Raw genomic sequence first — 22,306 nt, forward strand, 5'->3', positions numbered from 1 at the left:
CTTATTTTTCGAATATTCCTTTTTCCCTTATTGCATGATATCATTACAATTAGACACTAATTTTGAAATGAGGGACAGGATGAGTACGCGAACGAAAAATAGCAACAAGAAAAAGAAAAAGTGGCTGAAGTGGACGTTGATTATTTCACTACTATTCGTAGTTGGAATTGGAGTATATGGATTTTCAATCTATCGATCTCTAACTTCAGCGACGGATCAAATGCATCAATCCATTGATCGAGATGGTTCTGACAAGCGAGCGGAAGAAGTTCAGTTCGAAGAAAAAGATCCATTTTCTGTATTGCTGCTAGGAATAGATCGGGACGAAAATGGGACAGGGCGTTCCGACACGATGATGGTCATGACGGTAAACCCTCAAGAAGAAACGACAAAGATTTTAAGTATCCCACGTGATACGTATACAGAAATGATCGGAGCAGGATACGGATACGACGATAAAATCAATCACGCTTATGCATTCGGTGGCGTTCCAATGGCAATGGATACCGTTGAAAATTTATTAGATATACCTATTGATTACTTTGTTGAAGTGAGCATGGAAGGCTTTGAAGAACTCGTTGACGCTGTTGATGGCGTGACTATTAATAATAATTTTTCGTTTGAATCTGGTGGTCATTCGTTTCCTGAGGGAGAATTATCTTTAAGTGGTGATGAGGCATTAGCATTCACACGTATGCGCTATGAGGATCCAAATGGTGACTTTGGTCGTCAAGAACGTCAACGTCAAGTTATGGAAGCTTTTATACAAGAGGGAGCAAGTGTGAACTCGCTTTGGAATTTTGGAAATATTTTTGATGCATTAGGAAATAACATTAAGACAAATCTATCCCTTGATCAGATGGTCGATATTCAACGTGAATACCGAGCTGCTGCATCAAGTCTTGAGCAATCAACGATTGAAAATGGATCAGGTCAAATGATTGACGGTATTTATTACTATGTAGTTCCCGATGAAGAAATCTCAAAAATTCAATCATCACTAAAAGATCATCTTAATTTGTAAATTAACCACACAAAAACCAGTTCTGCGACTAGTGCCAGAACTGGTTTTTTGTAATCTTGGGTTAAATAACAACCAGTAGTATTACTGCAACAATCGTCAATTAAAAAACATTGCCTCCGATCAAAAATCATAAGGGGCAACGTTTTTAATTGACGATTAATATTCTATCTTTTTTTAATTGTTGAGTCTGATTTCTTTCTATCACATATGATGCATCGATCGGTGTAATAGTCATATCTATGTTTTTTTCTAATTCTACAATCAAACCAGTGTCTAAGTTTCATAGGTCCTGACACCTTCTATCTTGATACTCTCCTAAAACGCTCATCATCTAACCTCCATAAAACACTAACAATAAAGTATTTTCGGCGTTTCAGCCGTCATATCAATTAAACATTAGACTGTAACTTTGTGGTCCAGCCTTTTCCTATTAAATATACATTTAGAATACAATGAAATCAATGCAATTATAGTTTTAGTTAAAAATAGGAGTTATTGGTTTAATTATACAAATGTATAACTTTAGGTTTATCTAAGAAATTTATACTTTAGTATCTTCCCTAGAGATAAAAAAAGACGACCTTCTTAAAGAAGAAGTCACCACAACCAATTCACAGAAAAGAGGACTTCCCTATGAAAATCTTATATTAAAAGCTCTAGTGAAAACAGAAGATATTATATAAGTTTTTTCATTCATATAATACTAAATATCCATAAAAAAATCAATTACTTTATAATCATTTATATTATTATAATCTAATTAACAAGGTCAAAAGACTTATATTTTGATTGTTTTTAATCGCCTAAGATCAAAATGTAATCACAGCTGATGAAATGGACTAAGAGATTTTATGAAATTCATCACACTAAAAAACACCTATTTGTACGTGAATTAGCGCGGCAAATAGGTGTTTTTCTAAAATTTTCTCGTTTTCCTTAATACTAGTAAAAGAAGGGCCGCTAGTAACATTAATCCAGCCATAAATATCCACGAAGCAATAAAACTATTGTTAATATCCGAAATCATTCCAAAAACGGGTGGAAAAATAATGACCCCTACGGAACCAATCGTTAGACTAAAACCACTTGCCAATCCCGCTTTTTCAGGAGGTGTAAGTTCAGTCGCGATGTTCATCCATAGTCCATTGAATCCAGAAACGGCAAAACCTAAAATGAAAATCAACAATCCTAAAAGCCACACAGGTGTCGTAGGTTCGAGGAATGTCATGGAAAGTGACCCACCAAATCCAATAATCGTTAGAATAAGCATAACCGCAAAACGACTTCCTCCAAAAAACGTATCACTAATCGTTCCCCACACAACACGACCGACAGACCCTCCAACTTCCGATAATACAAACATCGTCCCAGCAATCGCTAATCCAAATAACAGCTCATTACCTACATAAAACAACAAATAGATATTTAAGCTCATCTGGGATCCGTTGATAATAAGAGCAACCAGACTAATGATAACAAGCGGTCGATACTTAGCTACACTCATTACTTGAACAAACAACGACTTTGTACTCTCAGATCCTTCTTTTTGCTGAATTGGCCTCTCTTTATAGTTAACGTAAGAGAGAGCACCAGCTAAAATCAATAGCAAGCATGCACCCACCATCGCTATCCGCCACCCGCTCCCGATCGCTATTGGTAAAAGCACAATGGCAGCTAAGGCAGATCCAAAGGTAATGCCCATCTGCTTAATACCCATTGCCATCCCACGCCGTCTTTTGGGGAACCAATATAAGATGCCTCGGTTGGTTACCGGATGCATGGTACCATACGCCATTCCACCAAGAACGATGCATAAAAGGATAAGTACATAAGATTCAAGTAAAGTTGCTACCGTGTATGAAGCTCCTAACATCAAACAAACGATAAACAATAACTTCTTGGTTCCCATCCGATCAACCAGCAATCCAGACGGAATACTCACTAGCATTTGTCCTGCAAAAAGAGCAGATGGCAACAAACCAACTTGAGCGTTGGTTAAGCCTAAATCTTCGGCAATGAATGGAGAAATAGGCGCAATGCTTCTTCCCACTAATGCAACAATAATTTGCGCGAGCAGCAGCCATCCGAGCATACGCCATGCGAGGTTAGGCTCAAATTGATCGTCGGGATTAAGTACGGTATCTGTTCTCACCTTATTTCAGCAACCCAAAAAATCATATTCTCTACACACCCTCATTTGCTTTTACCTATTAAATATCCTACCCTGCGTTCTTTATATTAACCTGGTTCATTTATTCGGGCAGCAATGAACCAGTGACACCTCTAAAAACTAACTGCATCATTAGTTCGACAAAAATATGCAAAAATCCTTTAATCTCCGGAACATAACGAGAAAAAGCAAAATTATAATATCAAATAACGTACTATGATTTCAATTACCCATCTCATTATTTTTATAACTTTATTTCAAGCCACAGTTGACTATAAAAAATTTTCTGATTATTATTAACGTGCGTATTTAACGACAATTAAACGACAGAAAGTTGGTATACCATGAACATTGTTGAAGCTCGATTATGGGGAATTCATTTACCACTAAAAGAACCATTTGTGATTTCGTATGCAACTTTTCACCATATGCCATCGATTATTGTTCAGTTAAAGACCGATGATGGATTAGTTGGGTATGGTGAAGCTGTACCAGATGAACACGTCACTGGAGAATCGTTTCTAGCATCGTATGAGTTGCTAAAACATCAATTACTTCCTGCGATTATGAATCAGTCTCCATTTAATATTGAAGCTATTCACGCGCGTTTAGACGATAGTATCCGCCAAAATCCCTCTATTAAAGCTGCGATTGATATTGCCTGCTATGACTTAATGGGAAAAGCGATAGGTCAGCCGATTTATAACCTGATCGGGGGAAAGGCTCATGATCGGCAAACCTATCCGAAAGTGATTTCAATTGGGACGCCTGATGAAATGGTGGATGCATGCAAAAAAGCACTTCATGCTGGATACGAGGAATTAAAAATAAAAGTAAGCGGTGATGTCAAAGTGGATATCATCCGATTACAAGCGATCCGTGAAGCCGTAACAAGTAACGTACCGATTCGTATCGATGTAAATCAAGGTTGGCGAACCTACGATCAAGCCAAACGAGCACTGGCGAAGTTAGAACAGCTGGAATTAGATTGGGTGGAACAACCACTAGACCCTTCCTATTTTAATGAGATGAGTGAACTTCGCAAGCAAACGTCCACTCCCCTCATGCTGGATGAAAGTATACATAATGCCCAAGACTTACAACGAGCAATTACAACAAGATCTGCAGATAAAATCAATATTAAACTAATGAAATGCGGCGGCATTTATCCAGCCATTCATCTTGCAAAAACCGCTGAAGCAGCAGGCTTAACGTGCCAAATAGGATCTATGGTTGAGTCATCCATAGGATCTGCGGCTGGCTACCATGTAGCCCTATCAAAAAGAAATATCACAGGTACAGAACTTACGGGTCCACTCCTCTTTTCTAAAGATATCGGGGACCTTCTTTATGATATTCCGACCGTGTCATTGAGTGGGGAACCAGGTTTAGGTATCACAGTGAATCACGCAATTCTTGAAGACTTAAGCGTGAAACAGGACAAAGTGACGTTCTAACTATTGATATTTGTATAATAGTAGATTCTTAGGTTGGTTTATTATCGCTGACACCTGCGTTAATCATGCCTGTTTTTATGGGCTTATTGTAAAAAAGAACGAACATAACAGGAGGACGATGAGATGAAACTCCTTGAGATTTTTGATACATTGCACTCGATCCCTGAGGTAAGTTGGGAAGAGAAAAACACGACGAAATTTATAGAGAAATTCCTTAAAGAAAATAACATTAATGTTGAGCGATTTCCCCATCATACCGGCCTAATTGCTGAAGTAGGATCAGGTAAACCAGTGATAGGTATAAGAGCAGATATCGATGCTCTTTGGCAAGAGGTAGATGGCAAAATGCGAGCCAATCACTCGTGTGGTCACGATGCGCATATGACCATTGCGATTGGTGTATTGCTCGCGCTCAAACAAGAAGAAGCTTCGTTAAAAGGAACGATACGTTGCCTTTTTCAACCCGCTGAAGAACAAGGGAATGGTTCATTGTCTGTGGTTCAAACTGGCTTTGTCGATGATATGGATTTTTTATTTGGCGTCCACCTACGTCCAAAAGAAGAACTAGCATTAGGTAAGTCCGCCCCCTCTTTACGACATGGTGCGGCAATCTTTTATGAAGGAGAAATTGTTGGTTCGGATACACATGGGGCACGACCTTATCTAGGGGTGAACGCCATCGATATAGGCATGACACTTCAGCAACACCTTAATCAGTTGCGTCTTTCCCCAATGATTCCACATTCAATTAAAATGACAAAATTTCATGCTGGAAGTAAAAGCCCCAATATCATTCCTGGCTCTGCTTCTTTCAGTGTGGATGTTCGATCACAAACCAATCAAGGTTTATCGACTTTACAAGAACGTACGCAAGCCATTATGAATTCATTGGAGAATTTGTATGCGGTTAAAATTCAAGGAACGTGGATCGATTATACGCCCGGAGCAGAAGTTTCTGATGAAGCGAAACACATCCTTGAATCGGCAATCAGGGAAACAAGAGGAGACGCCAATCTAGTTGAACCAATCACTACACCAGGAAGTGATGATTTTCACTTTTACACGATCAAACGACCGAACCTAAAAGCAACAATGCTAGCCTTAGGGGCAAATCTCACCCCTGGCCTACATCATCCAAAGATGACTTTTGACCGATCTTGTCTTGTACATGGAGTTGAGATTTTAACGTGTGCGGTTAAAAAAGCGTTTATTCATAGCAAGTAACAAACATAGGATCAGATCTTCGATACGTGATTGCGACGAAGAACTGACCCTTTGCATTAGCATTGGTTCATGGTGATCAAAAAAGTAGTTGGTTCGGGGATATGTGCGAATTATTTGGTTTGATGTGAGAATCTGCGCACCCGGTGATCGAATCACCTGCTTTTCAAATCACTGTAGCGAATTCTTCTTTTTATATGCAATTTTGTCGTGTCTATTTATTTCCTACATGGACACGTTTTACTCCTCTCCCACTTGCACCTTTTTTCTTTTTTTGTCTTTTTTTTAGAACCTTTGTCGATGCTATTTCGAAATATGAAATATCTTCTATAATAGTCTTTGTGAGAAAAAAATACAATTAAGGGAGAGTACAATGAATAGAGTTAGCATTGAACAACTACTATTAAAAAAGATTAATAGAATTAGAAAAGAAATGATTAACACCGCTTTTGAAACTGGAATAAATAGTACAGAAACGCTACATTGTAGTGAAAAGTTAGATAAGTTGATTAACCTACATGTCAAATACTTTTCTAATAAAGCTCATACCGAGCATATTATTGCATCATAAAATAAGGAGCATGACCCCCAGCTTATACATATAGTAGATTCCAAACACAGTACTCAACACTCCATTAAATTGTATAAGCGATTATTAATCTGCACATTACTCTTACTCATCACAATTAGGATTCCGATTATTGTACTAAAAAAGAGCATACTTATAGCCTTTCCTTCTCAAAAAAACAAGCATGTAAAGAGCTCTTCACATTTACTGTACTTTTTGTAGAGGTAAAAAAAGCATCACTAAGTCGTCAATGTATATTTGGTCATTCAACAAGTAGCTAGAGAGCAAATGAGAATCGGAAGGAAAATAACAACTGAGTATTTTCGTTATTGCTGTGCAACGGACAGAGTTATTCTGCATGTAGAGATCTGGAAATTAAAATTAATTCGAATTATAAAAAGACGATTGGTGATTTACCTATTGTATCTACACTTAAACAAGCAGGGTGCGGGTGAAAAATCGGTGTCTGGAGAGGTGTTGCATTTGATTTTACAATTAAACACAATCTATTAAATTCTATAGTTAAGCTTATAATACTTCCTTTCTGACATGTTTCTTCTACTGTATGTCTATGTATTCTTGGAATATCTCTTTACTGCATTACCAGTTTGCAAAATGTTGTCTTTTTTTCTACACCTACAAAAAAGAACTTGTTAATATATTTGCACATCAAAGAGGATCACACCGATCTTGTCGGAGTGATCCTCTTAAACTGGATTGGTTCTTCCTTCCCCTGTTTATTCCGTCTATATATGGAGATAACAGCTGAACCACGTCTTTTGCTCCATTTTTCCAACCAAATTGCGGTCGATTGACGAAGGCTGGTACCATGTCACTCATCTCTTACAGGTGTTATCCTTACGAGCGGTACTACTTACTTATGTTTGACTAACGGAGCATCCTGATTGACTGTCCTTTTTCGTTGCTCTCTTCGTTGCTGGGAAGTTTGAAAAAGCCACTTTTGCTCTTCCGTTTCTGGTACCACCAAAGGAACTTCTGTAGGTGTTCCTTTATCATCAACAGCAACCATTGTTAAAAATGAGGTGGTGGTTACTTTTTTCACTTTTTCTAATAAATTTTCAGAGTAGACTTTCACATATACTTCCATCGATGTTTTTCCCGTAGATGAAACAAAAGCCTCTAAAATCAAGATATCTCCTACTTTAGCTGCGCCGACAAAATTAACCGAATCGATAGACGCTGTTACAACAACTTTGTTGCAATGCCTCATGGCAGAAATAGCAGCTATTTCATCAATATATGATAATACCTGTCCGCCAAAAATCGTCTCTATATGATTCGTATCTGGCGGTATGACCAGCCTTGTTTGTAACGTGTGTGATTGATTGACTGAAGCGCTTTGCCTGTTCAATATGGAACCCCCTTTCTATCCGTTTCTACTACTTAACTAGTGCCTCGCTTGGTGTTTCCTTTCGAATTTGTCGGGCTGCTTCGACCATGTTTTTAAGGGCGTTGGTTGTTTCTTCGATTCCTCTTGTTTTCAATCCGCAGTCTGGATTAATCCAGAAAATTTTTGGTTGAAGTACGTGTAATGCTCGTTGGATGTTGGTTTTAATTTCTTCCACTCCCGGTACTCGCGGACTATGAATGTCGTATACGCCTAACCCGATTCCTTTTTCATATGCCTTTTCTTCGAAAGCAGAAATCAACTCTCCATGGCTTCGGGCAGCTTCAATCGAGATGACGTCAGCATCCAATTGATCGATGGTATCCATGATTTTCTCGAAATCAGAATAGCACATATGTGTATGGATTTGAGTGTTATCCTGTACAGAGGATGTGGCGAGCTTAAAGGCGTGAACTGCCTCCTTCAAATATTCCTTTTGCTTTTCGACTTTCAGTGGAAGGCCTTCTCGTAAAGCTGGCTCATCAACCTGTATCATATGAATACGATTTTCCTCAAGGAATTTAATTTCTTTTTTCAATGCCAGAGCAATTTGTTTGGTGACTTCAAATCGGCTTATATCATCTCGGACAAATGACCAATTCAAAATTGTAATAGGGCCTGTCAACATCCCTTTCACCGGTTTTTTTGTGAGAGATTGAGCGTATGAGATTTCCTTTACCGTCATTGATCCTTTTAATGAAATATCTCCATAAATAATAGGTGGCTTCACACATCGAGAACCGTATGATTGTACCCAACCGTACTTGGTAAAGGCAAACCCGTCCAGCTTTTCTCCGAAATATTCGACCATATCATTGCGTTCAAATTCACCATGTACGAGTACATCGAGGCCGATTCCCTCCTGATGCTCGATCCAGTAGGAGATGTTTTCTTCAATAAATTTTTCATACTGCCCGTTAGACCATTCTCCTCTTCGCCATTTAAGCCGTGCTTGCCGGATTAATTTGGTTTGGGGGAGGCTGCCAATCGTTGTTGTTGGTAGCAGCGGAAGCTTAAAGACATCTTGTTGTATTTGCTGGCGGATGGAGTAGTGTGTCTTTCGTTTCGGCTCCACTTCGTCCCATCTTTTGAGCTCTTCTTGGACTTTCTTTTGATTTCTACCTGGTGACTGCCAAAGGATTTCTATTCCTCGGGCACTCTCTTTGATTTTTGCTTCGATCGCTTTTTTTCCGTTATTCAAACCTTCTGCTAGAACAATCGCCTCTTCAAGCTTTTCATCCGCAAAGGCGAGGGCGTTTTTTACTGCGGCATCAATCTCCTTCTCCGTTGTAACGGTTACAGGGACATGCAGTAAGCTACAGGATGGTTGTACGATTAGTCGGTCTTTTTCAACAACGGATAAAATCCTCTCAAGCTGTGTGAGTTTACCATCCAGGTCTGACCTCCAAATGTTACGACCATTGATGATCCCCGCAGCCAAGAATTTGTCTTCAGGAAAGCCATACTTTTTTAGAGATTCCAGATTGGCACCTTGATCATGAACAAAGTCAAGTCCGATCCCGGCAACAGGAAGAGAAATGATCTCCGTGTAATGTTCGACCGCTTCAAAGTACGTTTGAAGGAGAATTTTTATACTCGGAACTCCCTTTTGTATACTCTTATACGTTTCTTTAAATAAGTTGATTTCTTCCTCTGAGATAGATGTTGTTAAGATTGGCTCATCAATTTGTATCCATTCAGCTCCAGCGTTCTCCAACTCTTTAAAAACGTTTATGTACAGCGGAATAAGTTTTTGAAGTAGTTTATGAAAATCCTTTTTATCGTATCCTTTGGATAGTTTTAAAAAAGTAATTGGGCCGAGAATAACTGGCTTCCCTACGATTCCAACTTTATCTTTTGCTTCAAGAAAGGAATGAAGCAGACGATTTTCTGTAAGCGTTGGCTCGCTAGATTCAAGCTCTGGGACAATGTAATGATAATTTGTGTTAAACCATTTCGTCATTTCAGAAGCGACCGATTCTTTGTTACCTCGTGCGATGTCAAAGTACGTTTCGATTGGCACTTCTCCACCTTTATGCTGGAAACGCTTTGGTACGAATCCAAACATGACTGCCGTGTCAAGAACATGGTCGTAAAAACTAAAATCTCCCACTGGAATGAGGTCAATTCCCATCTCTTTTTGTTTCTGAAGATCGTGTAAGCGGAGATGCTCCATTTCTGTCGACAATGACGATTTAGTGATTTTTCCTGCCCAAAATTGCTCAAGGGCTTTTTTCCATTCTCTTTTTACTCCGATTCTTGGATAACCGATCGTTGAACTTAGTACTTTCGTCATTTTTATTCCTCCATTCATTTTTTCATTACATACAAAACGAACCCAATAAAAAAATCTCTCCATTTTCAGAGAGATTGTTATGGGCGCATGGTCAAATAAAGGTTGTGAAGACAGTCTTGTCCCAACGCGTTCATAACACCTCCCTATCCTCGTAGTCTAGTGTCTTTCCAACAGGCAGGTTTCCTGGCTTATGTTCTTCACTTCCTGCGCCTTCCCATCTCTTTTCACGAAAGAGACAGTGACCTTTGTGCAGGTTGCTCCCATATACAGTGGCGGGACCGCGTCGGATTCTCACCGAACTTCCCTTTTAAGTTGAATTAGCTTTGGATAGCTAAGACAACACCTGAAGTCATTCACGATATTTAATTGGTAATGAGTGCGATAGAAAACAAAAAAACCACTCTATTTTGTAGATAGAGAGGCTCATTTACGCACCCCTCTTATTTCTCAAAGCATTTTTTGCTTTGCTGGAATTGGCACCTTTTCAACACTTAGTGCTGGAAGGTTGCCGGGCTTCATAGGGCCAGTCCCTCTGCCTCTCTAAATAAGAGTTTCAAAATATTGAATTAACAGAATAATATCATTGACAAAATAGACTGTCAACATTTTTTGTTTTGGTAATAACGTGTATGTTCTTAAAGGTTAAAACCGTCTCCAAGCTAAAAGAATTCTAGCCCACGTAGACCTCACTCTTTGCATAAAACGCCGCACCTAGAACGCCCGCTTCATTACCGTGTGTAGCGTGAGAGAAATGAAATGAATGTTTTAAACTATCGTAGACGCGCTCGTTCGTTTTTTCAACCAAGATAGGTAATAGGTATTCGTGTTCAGTCATCACGCCTCCACCCATAACGAAAATCGCTGGATTGATCGTGTGCGCAACATTCGCCAATGCGATCGCGATGTAAGTAAGGGTTTCGTCAACTAGCTGAACAGCTTCTTTTTCACCTGCGATGGCCCGCTGAATCGCTTCTTGTGCTCCGTTTTCCCATCCGAATTGCCTTCGACTCTCACGTGATAAGGCTGTGCCACTAGCATAGGCCTCCAAAGCACCTGGATTCATATTCGCGTGAATCCTACCGTCTGGCACGATGATCATGTTTCCAATCTCACCAGCACATCCTTTATCTCCTTGAATGAGAGCGCCTTGGTGAACATAACCACTTCCAACTCCTGTACTAACTGTTGTAAACCAGACACTTTCGTACCCTTTTCCCGCCCCATTCATTGCCTCTGAAAGAGCCGATGCATTTGCATCGTTCACAAGGAACACTGGAAGATTAACATGCTCTTGTAGCGCCTTTGTAATATGAAAATGTCCCCAATTAGGAAGATTAGGCGGATCTAACAACAGACCTTGCTGGTGATCCAACGGTCCAGGAGCACATAATCCAATTCGCTGGAACGGGTACTTCTCCATTGCTCGTTCTAACATCGCGAATATGATCGAAAGAGTATGAGCCGGCCCATGTCCAACCTCTGAATCTCTTTCTTCCCAGTGTAGTACTGTCGCATCATCATCTATTACACCTACACGTACTCTAGTTCCTCCAAGATCTATACCTGCTATATACATGCTAGTTCACCCTTTCGTTCTTGAAATACCAATGTTAGTTTATATAAACTCATCGTTTTGGTATCGGAAAACTTTATTCTATTTAAATGTTCTAACAATTAAATGATATCGTAACTTGGTGGTGGTGTCTAACATAGAAAAAGGGCCCCCACCCATAGACTCAGCATGATTATGTATTGCAAGAATCAACATTAAACAGGGACAAGTTTTAAGTACTTGTGGATAACTATAACCATCAAGCAAATTATTCATAATTTTCAATTTTATTGTTTTTATTTGTAGAATGATAAAGTATAATAGGGACAAAGACTGGAGGGGTGGTTAATGACTTATATGGCAAATCACGAGTACAGGATTAGTCAATCTACAATGGCCATACAGCAAGCGTTTCATTTAGAGTATGAATCCGTTATTTACGATCGTAAAGGTACCTACTATTCAAAAAAGCCCGTGATGGCTCTTTTGGAGGAAAGTTGTCTTCGAGCTGGCAGTAAAATGAAGGGACGACTGGAAGCCGCCAGACATACGTTGACCATACGCAACAAAATACCACTCATCATAGACCCACTTACCTATTTATATGCATTCCCTACCCACTCATCTACGAATGATCAAAACATTTGGTTCTTCCCTCCTCATGTGGTCGATCAACGCCCCCACCCAGACAACCCAAAGAAAACCATCATCATTTTAAGTACGAACCAATTCATCACGGCTAATTGCTCTTTGTCATCTTTTCGTAATCAACAAAAGCGAACCTCACAGTTGTTTTATGAGTTTTCATTTTTCCCAAGAATCGATCCTGATCGACCGAGGGATCCATTTCCAATTTAATGAAACAAAATGGTGTGAACAAATGGATTTGATTCCATTCGCTCACACCATTTTATTTTGGAAACTGTCGTTTATCAGTTAACAATCTTCGTTTTTCGTTTCAACCACCTAATTAAGCACAAACAAAGCAATCATCCATCCCGTTTCCTGCAAACGTCCATTCGTCTCCCATAACCATTCTCGCTACACTAAAGTCACTCGAGAATAACAGGCGACGCGTCTCCTAATCGGAGAATAACCATGAACACGTTTGAGGAAGTATACACCCAATTTGAACCAATGATTTTTCACATGATCCGCAAACTCAATATCCGACAAGATCACGATATCTACGTGCAAGAAGGCATGCTATCACTATGGCGCGCATGGGAAAAGTTTGACTCAACACAAGGCGAATTCGCCCCCTATGCCTACCAATGCATACGCGGCGGCATGTTGACCTACATGCGAAAAGACAATCGTTATAAAGAAAAAGAAATCGTGCGATCAGAGGCGTACTGGGACATGCGAACGGATGGTGAACTAGACAAACACTTAGAACAAGATACACTCCAAGAATTCGCTGAGCTGCTAACCTCCACGCAACAAAAATGGTTTTGGCTGACGTTTCAAGAGCAGTTAACAGTTGTGGAAATTGCTGAGCAGGAAGGTGTTAGTTTATCGGCGGTTAAGAAGTGGAGGAAGGGGGCTTTGGGGAGGATAAGAATGAGGGAGTTGGCTTAACATAGGTTATAGATAAGTGGTTGGGAATAAATTAATTCTTCCCTTCTAATTTTATTTTATCCTGGCCAGCCAAGTTACTTTTTTGAGCTGGTCTCTTCAACTGGAGGGCAACGAAATACAAAACCTCGCCCAAAACCAGCGAGGAATTGCTTATCATGACATTTAGTTCATACCAAACTTGATTAACTCACGTTGATTATACAATACAGGACGGCAATGAAATCCCTTCTTAAATTGCATTAAAGTGGTGCGAAAGTTCATTTAAACTAGTTTTTCAAGAAAAACTTGACGACTTTAGTAATATATTTATTTCAATTTATTTCAATTTATTTCAATTAATTTAATAAACTTCTTAAATTAATTAATTTTTACACCTTCTAATTTAGATACACTTTTAACAGTCCACCAAATAATTTGAATATCAAATAAGAGATTCATATTCTCAAAATAATACCTATCAAATTCAACTTTTTCAGTATCGGTAATAAAGTCTCTACCTCTAACTTGTGCATATCCTGTAAGACCAGGACGAATGGAATTGACCTTAACTTTCTCACGCATTTCAATTAAATCATATTGGTTATACAGAGCTGGTCTTGGTCCGACTATCGACATGTCCCCCTTCAATATATTAAAGAGTTGAGGAAGTTCATCTAAGCTAGATTTCCTTAGAAATTCACCTATTTTAGTCATATAAACAGATGGATCTCCAAGATTCTCTGTTGATACGTTTGGTGTATCAGTTCTCATAGTTCTGAATTTATATATAGTAAAGAGCTTTTGATTTCTTCCATGTCTCTGTTGCTTAAAAATGACAGGTCCTTTAGAATCACATTTAATTACGACTGCAACAAGACAAAGAACCGGAAACATGAATATAATTGTTAATAAAGAAGCTATAAAATCTATTATTCTTTTTACTAAATCATACATTGATCTCGTTCCCTTTTAAGAAAATTTCAGATTCAAATTTATCAGCTAATAATTCCCAGTTGTGATTATCTAAAACATACTTTGATGCATTTTTCTTCATTACATCAATTTCTTCTTTAGTTAGATTTGATAACATGTTAGCCAAATCAACTAAATTATTAGATGATATACCTAAATCATTCGAGTTAATAACGTTATTTTTTACAGATGTATCAATAATTACAGGTAGTTTTGCAGCCAAATAATCGTAGAGTTTATTTAAACTAAAACCATAATTATAAACCGGGCTATCCTTTAAAGATATAATACCAAAATCACAATGGTTTAAAATTGATGGTATTTTTTCTTTGTTTACTGCAGGTAAAAAGATACAATTATTCAAAGACATATCTTTAACACTACTTATTACTTCATCCTTATAAGTGCCTTCTCCCACAAATAGAAATACATACCTTTTATCTGTTTTAAGAATTTGAGCAAGTTTAATTATTCGATCTAAGTTGTTTGCTAAACTATGGGAACCAACATAACCTATCACCAATTTTCCTTCCAAACGAGTTGAAATATCATTCACCTCACCAAATTTCTCAATGTTGGTAAAGCGAGAAATATCAGTACCATTTGGTAAATATATAATTTTATTTGGGTCTATGCCTTTAGACATGACATATTGATCTGCTTTATCAAACAATACTATAATCTTAAAAGCTTTCTTGTACATAAATGATTCATAAATGTCTAATATCTTAACAATCGGGTTCCATTTAGAGACTTTTCCCAGATCAATTAAAGTTTGTGGCCAGAGATCTCTCTCTTCAAAAATAAACTTTGCTTTAAATTTATTTGCAATTTTAAATGCAAACCAACCAGATAAGTGGTGTAGAATAGAACCTAAAATATAATCAGGTTTCTCATTTAAAATTTTGTAATTGAATTTTTTCAATACAAAATAGAATGAGAATATGTTCTTTATCCTTGAAAGACTATTGCTTTTATATGGAGACGTTTTAAACCAAACAAATCTGACTCCATCATAGGTCTCTATTTTATAAAATTCATTTCTAGAATAGTCTTTAGACTCTTCTTTTCTCCAATGGTTAAATGATGATGCAAAAATGGTAACCTTATGCCCTTTTTTCACAAGGTATTTCGCTAAATCAAAATGTCTTGTTACACCATAACTATTTGGTCCTGCTGCATAATGATTGAATATCCATAAATTCATGTGTAAAACATCCTTACTGATTCCTTAACAGTTGCTCTTCAGGAACCTTTCTTAGTTCTTTCGCAGGCGATCCCACAACCAAGCTCTCTTGTTCTACGTTCCTCGATACAATACTTCCCGCAGCTACAGTACCATCTAGGGAAATTGTTTTTCCTGGCAGGATGGTTGCGTTAGCACCAATGCGACCTCCGTCTTCAACTGTTACACCTTTAAATTTGTCAAACCTTTCTTTTCCCCGTGCCATGTAATTATCATTAGTCGTAACAACACAAGGAGCGACGAATACATAATCCCCTAATTCCGAATAAGCTGTAATATAACAGTTAGTCTCAAGTTTGCATCGTTTTCCAACTACACAATCATTCTCTATTGCTACACCACGACCAACAATGGTTCTTGCACCAACACTTACTCTTTCTCTAATTGTGGCTAAGTCTGCAACGAATACTTCATCAGCTATTTGAGAATTGGCATATATGATGGCTGAAGTACCAATTGTTACACCGTTTCCAATTTGTGCAGGTGGTAATTGCTTTACTTCTGGAAGAATAGAAGCTTTTGCACGAGTAGGCTGTTTACCTATTACTGCATTATCTTGGATGATTACATTGTTTCCAATAACTGTTCCAGCATAGATCACCACATTATTTCCCATTACAACATTTTCTCCAAACCGTACACCTTCACCGATTACCACGTTTACACCTTTATTAATCTCCATTCAAATTCTCCTTAAAGAAAGCCAGTCTTAAACGGACTGGCCTCTTTTTATTATTTAAAGTAATCATGCATGATTGATACAATTTCCCGGGCAGATTTTCCATCTCCATAAAGACCCTCTATCGGCTTACCATCAGTCAAATTTGAGAGAATCGTTCCCAAATCTACTTTAAGTGGATTGACTAATTGATTCCATCCTGAATCAATCGTTTCCACCCATTCGGTTTGATCGCGTAGGGTAACGCAAGGAACTTTAGCAAAATAAGCTTCTTTCTGAACTCCGCCAGAATCCGTTACAATCGCTTTGGCATGCTTCTCTAACAACAACATTTCTAAGTATGAAATGGGTGCGACAACCGTAATATTCCGTGCTTGCTCAAGGATGGGTTCAAAACCATATTGTTCAATTTTGCTTTTCGTCCTTGGATGCAGAGGCAAATAAACCTCTTCTTCAATAGAAGCAAATGCACGTAATATTGCTTCCAAACGATCTTTATTATCAGTGTTGTCAGCTCTATGGATTGTGCCTAAAACAAAAGATTTATGTTCCAACCCGAAATAGGAAAGTTTATATTTCTGCTCAGCCAATTCCATATTGAATTGAACTGCATCATACATAACATCTCCAACTTGATAAACACCATTATTGATGCCCTCGTTTTCCAAATTAGACACTGCGACATCAGTTGGTGCAAACAAAAGAGTGGAGACATGATCTGTTAGGATACGATTAATTTCCTCAGGCATTTTCTTATTATAACTGCGTAATCCAGCTTCAATATGCACAATCGGTATGTGCAATTTACTGGCGACTGTTGCTCCAGCTAATGTAGAATTCGTGTCTCCATAAACGAGGATTACATCTGGCTGTTCTTTCTCCACCACTTCTTCCACGGCAATCAACATTTTTCCTGTCTGTCTGCCATGAGAATCAGACCCTATACCTAAGTCATAATCGGGCTTCGGTATATTTAACTCGTCAAAGAACACACCAGCCATATTGTAATCATAATGCTGACCTGTATTAACAAGCACTTCTTCAAATGACTGACGTAATACCCTTGAGACAGCTGCTATTTTTACTAACTGTGGTCTTGTCCCTGCAATCGTTAAAATCTTTTTCATGAATAAAAATCCACAATCTTCTCAATGACATAGTCTTGTTGTTCTTTCTTTAGTTCTGGGAACATCGGCAATGACAATGCTTCAATCGCCGCTTTTTCCGTTTCAGGTAAATCGCCTTCTTTATAACCAAGTTCTTTGAATACAGGCTGCGTGTGTAGTGGAACTGGATAATAAATCATTGTAGCAATTCCTTGCTCTTTCAAATATGCTTGAAGCTCGTCCCTTTTTTCAACACGAAGTGTATATTGGTGGAATACATGGTAACGGTTTTCTACTTCAACTGGTGTTACGATGTTCTCAGCAACTGCATTGTTAATCTTCTCAGTGTAGTATGCAGCATGCTTCCTACGATTCTCACTCCAAGATGACAAATGAGGAATTTTAACACTGACTATGGCTGCCTGCATTTCATCGAGTCGGCTATTATAACCCAATATGTGATGATGATACTTCGGCTTACTACCATGTACACGTATGATGCGTGCTTGTTCAGACAGATCATCGTCATTTGAAACGATCATCCCTCCATCACCGTATGCACCCAAGTTCTTAGTAGGGAAAAAGCTGTAAGTAGCAGCACTACTCATTTCCCCAACTTGCATTCCTTTGTACTCAGAACCAATTGCTTGTGCAGCGTCTTCAATGACATGCAAGTTATGTTTCTTAGCGATTTCCATGATTGGATCCATATCCGCCATTTGTCCATATAGGTGAACGGGAATAATCGCCTTGGTTTTTTCTGTAATAGCAGCTTCAATTTTAGATGGGTCAATATTAAATGTAACCGGATCAATGTCAACGAACACCGGTTTCGCATTCGCACGTGCAATGGCACCCGCCGTGGCAAAGAAAGTAAACGATGTTGTAATTACCTCGTCTCCTTCACACACACCAGCCGCTTGAAGCGCTATATGGATTGCGTCAGACCCATTCCCAACACCAATCCCATTTTTCGTCTTACTCATTTCAGCAATATCATTCTCAACTTGTTTCACATGACTTCCTAGGATGAATTGCGACGATGACATAACTTCGTCAAGTTTTGAAAGAACTTCATCTTTAAGTATCGAATATTGTTCTGATAGATCGAGCATTGGAATTTTCATTTTTTTATCTCCTAATCATCATTAATTATAAATTTTTATATGCTTGAATTAGCTTTTCACTCTCTTGCTCCCAATTATATTCTGCTTCTACTGCTCCCCTTCCATTTTGACCCATACGTTCTGCCTCACCTGGATTATCCAACAGGTAATTGATAGCTTCCGCAATAGCTTCTGGTTTTTCAGGATCAACGCAAACACCACAACGGTGCTTATCAATAATTGAACGCCATAGAGGAAAATCAGAACAAATTACTGGGATACCAGCAGACATATATTCAAACATTTTATTCGGCTGAGCGTTAATATGATTCGGTTCAGGTAAAAATGTGACTATACCTGCAATGGAAGAAGCTAGTAGTTTTTTCAATTCAACTCTATCCACGAAACCCAAGTATTCAATGTTATCATGTGCATGGAGTTGTTGTTTCATTTCATTAGGGTTAATCGGACCTGCAATAAGTATAGCTCCAGCTCCTTTTATTGAATCTGCAGCACTCAATAGCTGGTAAATACCTCTTATCGGATTCAATCCTCCCACATAACATACCTGTTTTTGTTTAGACTGAGGAATATCCGTATTAGAAATTTGTAGTTCTCCGAGCAATGGATAGTTGTTAATGTTAACAGTATTAGTATTTATTCTATTAAATCGCTCTGTGATAAAGGGGGTTGCAGTCATAAGGCAGTCAAATTTCTTGGAAGCATAATCCTCGTAAAACTCAAAGATGAGTGACATCGGCTTTCTTATTATTGGGTTGATCCACCTTTTTGAAAGTAGTGCTCTAGGTAAATCTTCATGTATATCGTAAATAACTTTTTTACCTTTTTTCTTCAACTTTAAACCGACTGGCATGAGCTCAGGATCATGGAAGTGATAAACATCCGCATCAATTTCTAGGGCTTTTAGATAAATGGCCTTCACTGTCTTCGTCATACGATCAAGTCGATTCCCATTACTTTTTTTTATACCATGAATATTAACGTTTTCTTCAATTGAATTTTCAACACCTGGGACCACATAGTTCACTACATATCCCGCTTGCACTAATGAACGACATTCCTTCAGAAAAATCCTTGTGTCTGATTTAGAATGAACCGATGTTAAATGACATATATTCATTTGATACCCTCTCTTTTTACTAAATTCCCCATAATTAATAAAGTTAATATAGAAACTAAAAAACCATGTGTTAATAGAGTAGTAAATAATCCAGAATTAACCAAAGAAAATGCCGGAATAGCTATAAATGCTGCAATTAAATTATGAGGTAATACAGAAACTAAACTATCAAGTATTTTCAAAATAAAACCTAACATTGCTGAGAATATGAAGATTCCAAAATACCCGAAATTACTATAGGCATTAGCAAAAAAACCCACATTCGGTCCACCATCTTTCCCCCAATACTCCCAAGAGATTACCTTTGTCACTTCTGTTTGATATGGATATTCCAAAAAAACCTGAAATATTGAATTAGATAGATATATAAATGGATTATATTCATGACTAAAAAAATCATAATAAATTAAATGTAAATTTGAAGGCGTGAAAAATTGCCTTCTAATAAACATTGATGACCATTGGTGGTCATTATACAGAACGAAGCTGAAATAGCTGATTAGCAATAAAATTGACACTGATAGAACTGAATAAAGTAATAAGTTTCTATTTTTCGTAAATATATAAAGAAAAATAACTAAACAAGGGGCAAAAAGAAATGATTTAAAATTAGTCATTCCAAAAAGGAATAGCTGCAGAATGATTGCTACAATAATAAATTTCTTATTCTTTTTGAACAAACCCCATGAAAGTATTCCGATATTAAATACATTTGCAACCCATGTAATAAAATAGCCTAACAAAGGTCCCTTAGCTGCTAAGACGGCATATTCTGACCTAATATCATATACTTCCTCAAGGTTAAAATTAAACCTTAATAAACCACCAGTGAAGATCAAATAGGAATATACGTATAGATAAATAAGAACTATGCCTCCCAGCAATACTATTACCAAACTTCTATGAAATATTTTAAATTCAATGGTAGGCAGAATATTTATTTGTACAATAATCAGTACGAAGCTCAGTATTACTACAAGCACGAAGCTAGAAGATGCATTTTGAAAACCATATAACGTTAGTAGTGGAATTATAATACATAAAAACATTATTAAAATAACCACGTTGCTAGGCTTACGGATTTGGTTAAACGATGACAAAACGAATATACTGACAACAAACAGCAGTAAATATGAATATACATGCTTGTCAAGTGAGTAGTCTAAATAAAAAAGATCTATTACAAAGTATTGTGATACATAATTGAAATACAAATAGTCAAAAATTACCTTTAATAAAAATATTGATACTACCGTTATTAACATTCCTTTTTTTATCTTCATGTCATCACATTTCCCAAAAAATTTTTTCTTAATTAAAACTCTCCGATAAAATCTCACTTTGTTTTTAACAAGTTTAAATAAAACTTCTTAAACCTAATGAGTACAAACAAAAATAAAATTATTAAAGTTATAACGAAAATAAACAAGTCTGTATTTATAAATATTTTAGATACAATTAATATAATGATAAATGGTATTCCAAACAAAAATTCATTCCATAGACTTTTTACAGTTAATGAGATTTTCACTCCCGTTTTCCTTAATAGCCAGAGTAACTGAAGAAAATACAATATGGCACCTGTTATTCCAAACAAACCTATTGTAATAACGTCATTACCTGTCAATCCACCGATAGTTAGAACAGCAATTCTACTTAAGAATAATACAATATTAAAGTTCAAGCTTTCTTTCTGTAATTCTAAAATTGTAAAAATATGAGAAAGTGGTGATACTATAAAAACGAATAACAACCAAATTGAAATTAATTGAACATAGACCCCAGCCTTAGACCATGTAGCCCCAAAAATTGTTGCAAATAATTCAGGAGCAATTATGGAAATCAGTATTATTGGGACTAGACCAATGCTTAGCAGAACTTTGAATATTTGTAAACTAAATTCACCTAATTTATTTTCTCTATTTTTTTCCGTTGCTTTTTGTAAATAAGGCTGAGCAATCGCCGTACCAATAATTGAAATAGGAGCTGCCAGTACTCTATGTGCTAATGTGTAAAATCCTACTATGACTGGATTAAAGAAAAAAGCTAACATAAATAGAGGAAGTTGCACTGAACCTGCGTTAAGTAGAGAAGACCAAGAATTAAAAACAGGAAATTTCTTGTATTTAAATAATTGCTCTTTCATAACTTTCTTTTTTATATGTTCTTTGTGCTTTAATATATCTACAAGTGAACTTTTTAATATACTAATTACGGCTATCAGCTGGCCTACCAGCTGAGAAAGCATTAGAGTAAGGGAACTATTCATAAAAAAACCTGTACTTATTTGGCCGGAAACAATAGTAGTTGATCTATGAATTTGAGTTGTAGCGATCACTTTGAATTTTTCAGTTCTAATACTCCAGTTTAGAAGAGATTGGAATATACCAGTTAATAATACTGCAAAAGGAAGTATCCAAATTACTGTAGTTAAATCTGGATTTATTTCTGGAATTATTGATGTCATGTTTATTATGAAAGCTAAAACTAATAGTACGGAACTGAAAATTGCTGCGCTAGTTACTGATAGTGCAAGTACATTTACTGCCTTGCGATCGTCGTTCGGTAATGCTATTGCAAGATCATATCTTAAACATACAATTACTGACAGAACAGCTAACACTGCAATGAATAACCCAAACTCACCAAATTCTTCGGGGGTGTATAATCGAGTTATTATAGGTGATGCTATAATCGGTAATGCTTGAGCGAATGTAGTTCCTGTTAAAACGGTTAATACATTTTTCGAAAAAGAATTTTTTGTTTTTGACACCTTGACCATCCTACCAACAATGCAGCT

General features: G+C 37.3%; 18 protein-coding genes and 2 riboswitches. Of the genes, 6 read left to right on the forward strand and 12 right to left on the reverse strand.

Annotated elements, in window-relative coordinates; translation table 11 throughout:
* Positions 1-79: 79 nt before the first annotated feature.
* Positions 80-1,024, forward strand: a complete 945-nt coding sequence (locus tag AB1471_RS03110; RefSeq protein ID WP_367778138.1) for an LCP family glycopolymer transferase — start codon at positions 80-82, stop codon at positions 1,022-1,024.
* Between the two features lie 916 nt (positions 1,025-1,940).
* Here AB1471_RS03110 and AB1471_RS03115 read toward each other — a convergent pair.
* Positions 1,941-3,176, reverse strand: a complete 1,236-nt coding sequence (locus tag AB1471_RS03115; protein ID WP_367778139.1) for an MFS transporter — start codon at positions 3,174-3,176, stop codon at positions 1,941-1,943.
* Positions 3,177-3,538: 362 nt separating this feature from the next.
* Between AB1471_RS03115 and AB1471_RS03120 the strand changes: the two genes are divergently transcribed.
* The 3 genes from AB1471_RS03120 (at position 3,539) to AB1471_RS03130 (ending at position 6,443) form a co-directional block, all read left to right on the forward strand.
* The gene (locus AB1471_RS03120) at positions 3,539-4,651 is read left to right on the forward strand and encodes a mandelate racemase/muconate lactonizing enzyme family protein (RefSeq protein ID WP_367778140.1); all 1,113 of its coding nucleotides are present in this window, start codon (positions 3,539-3,541) and stop codon (positions 4,649-4,651) included.
* A 123-nt stretch (positions 4,652-4,774) separates the two neighbouring features.
* Positions 4,775-5,875: an amidohydrolase gene (locus tag AB1471_RS03125; protein ID WP_367778141.1), complete on the forward strand. Its 1,101-nt coding sequence runs from the start codon at positions 4,775-4,777 to the stop codon at positions 5,873-5,875.
* 370 nt (positions 5,876-6,245) lie between these two features.
* Positions 6,246-6,443, forward strand: a complete 198-nt coding sequence (locus AB1471_RS03130; protein WP_367778142.1) for a Spo0E family sporulation regulatory protein-aspartic acid phosphatase — start codon at positions 6,246-6,248, stop codon at positions 6,441-6,443.
* An 871-nt stretch (positions 6,444-7,314) separates the two neighbouring features.
* Here the strand turns inward: AB1471_RS03130 and AB1471_RS03135 are convergent.
* From AB1471_RS03135 to AB1471_RS03145, 3 genes are all read right to left on the reverse strand, one after another.
* On the reverse strand, positions 7,315-7,812 hold the full coding sequence (locus tag AB1471_RS03135) for an acyl-CoA thioesterase (protein ID WP_367778143.1): 498 nt from the start codon (positions 7,810-7,812) through the stop codon (positions 7,315-7,317).
* 28 nt (positions 7,813-7,840) lie between these two features.
* Positions 7,841-10,144, reverse strand: a complete 2,304-nt coding sequence (gene metE, locus AB1471_RS03140; protein ID WP_367778144.1) for a 5-methyltetrahydropteroyltriglutamate--homocysteine S-methyltransferase — start codon at positions 10,142-10,144, stop codon at positions 7,841-7,843.
* 156 nt (positions 10,145-10,300) lie between these two features.
* Positions 10,301-10,506, reverse strand: a riboswitch (cobalamin riboswitch).
* Positions 10,507-10,581: 75 nt separating this feature from the next.
* A riboswitch (SAM riboswitch) is annotated at positions 10,582-10,695 on the reverse strand.
* A gap of 119 nt (positions 10,696-10,814) precedes the next feature.
* The gene (locus tag AB1471_RS03145; protein WP_367778145.1) at positions 10,815-11,720 is read right to left on the reverse strand and encodes an ROK family protein; all 906 of its coding nucleotides are present in this window, start codon (positions 11,718-11,720) and stop codon (positions 10,815-10,817) included.
* 324 nt (positions 11,721-12,044) lie between these two features.
* Here AB1471_RS03145 and AB1471_RS03150 point away from each other — a divergent pair, with 324 nt between their 5' ends.
* On the forward strand, positions 12,045-12,554 hold the full coding sequence (locus AB1471_RS03150; RefSeq protein WP_367778146.1) for a competence protein ComK: 510 nt from the start codon (positions 12,045-12,047) through the stop codon (positions 12,552-12,554).
* Between the two features lie 240 nt (positions 12,555-12,794).
* Positions 12,795-13,277 carry a sigma-70 family RNA polymerase sigma factor gene (locus AB1471_RS03155; RefSeq protein ID WP_367778147.1) on the forward strand — a complete coding sequence of 161 codons (483 nt, stop codon included), beginning with the start codon at positions 12,795-12,797 and terminating at the stop codon, positions 13,275-13,277.
* A gap of 357 nt (positions 13,278-13,634) precedes the next feature.
* Here the strand turns inward: AB1471_RS03155 and AB1471_RS03160 are convergent, their stop codons facing one another.
* Genes AB1471_RS03160 through AB1471_RS03195 form a run of 8 tightly spaced genes read right to left on the reverse strand, consistent with a single transcriptional unit; the run spans position 13,635 to position 22,279 of the window.
* Positions 13,635-14,210, reverse strand: a complete 576-nt coding sequence (locus AB1471_RS03160) for a sugar transferase (RefSeq protein ID WP_367778148.1) — start codon at positions 14,208-14,210, stop codon at positions 13,635-13,637.
* Positions 14,203-15,435 carry a glycosyltransferase family 4 protein gene (locus AB1471_RS03165; protein WP_367778149.1) on the reverse strand — a complete coding sequence of 411 codons (1,233 nt, stop codon included), beginning with the start codon at positions 15,433-15,435 and terminating at the stop codon, positions 14,203-14,205. The genes AB1471_RS03160 and AB1471_RS03165 overlap by 8 nt, the downstream gene beginning before the upstream one ends.
* A gap of 13 nt (positions 15,436-15,448) precedes the next feature.
* Positions 15,449-16,156: an acyltransferase gene (locus AB1471_RS03170; protein ID WP_367778150.1), complete on the reverse strand. Its 708-nt coding sequence runs from the start codon at positions 16,154-16,156 to the stop codon at positions 15,449-15,451.
* A gap of 50 nt (positions 16,157-16,206) precedes the next feature.
* Positions 16,207-17,280 carry a non-hydrolyzing UDP-N-acetylglucosamine 2-epimerase gene (gene wecB, locus AB1471_RS03175; RefSeq protein WP_367778151.1) on the reverse strand — a complete coding sequence of 358 codons (1,074 nt, stop codon included), beginning with the start codon at positions 17,278-17,280 and terminating at the stop codon, positions 16,207-16,209.
* On the reverse strand, positions 17,277-18,386 hold the full coding sequence (locus AB1471_RS03180) for a DegT/DnrJ/EryC1/StrS family aminotransferase (RefSeq protein WP_367778152.1): 1,110 nt from the start codon (positions 18,384-18,386) through the stop codon (positions 17,277-17,279). Before AB1471_RS03180 ends, wecB begins: the two co-directional genes overlap by 4 nt.
* Positions 18,387-18,411: 25 nt before the next feature.
* Entirely contained in the window at positions 18,412-19,506 is a 1,095-nt protein-coding gene (locus AB1471_RS03185) for a glycosyltransferase (RefSeq protein ID WP_367778153.1), read from the reverse strand.
* The gene (locus AB1471_RS03190; RefSeq protein WP_367778154.1) at positions 19,503-20,789 is read right to left on the reverse strand and encodes an O-antigen polymerase; all 1,287 of its coding nucleotides are present in this window, start codon (positions 20,787-20,789) and stop codon (positions 19,503-19,505) included. Before AB1471_RS03190 ends, AB1471_RS03185 begins: the two co-directional genes overlap by 4 nt.
* Before the next feature lie 53 nt (positions 20,790-20,842).
* Positions 20,843-22,279 carry a lipopolysaccharide biosynthesis protein gene (locus tag AB1471_RS03195; protein ID WP_367778155.1) on the reverse strand — a complete coding sequence of 479 codons (1,437 nt, stop codon included), beginning with the start codon at positions 22,277-22,279 and terminating at the stop codon, positions 20,843-20,845.
* Positions 22,280-22,306 lie beyond the last annotated feature (27 nt).

Origin of the sequence: Jeotgalibacillus marinus (assembly GCF_040801915.1) — a bacterium.
GTDB classification, from domain to species: domain Bacteria; phylum Bacillota; class Bacilli; order Bacillales; family Jeotgalibacillaceae; genus Jeotgalibacillus; species Jeotgalibacillus marinus.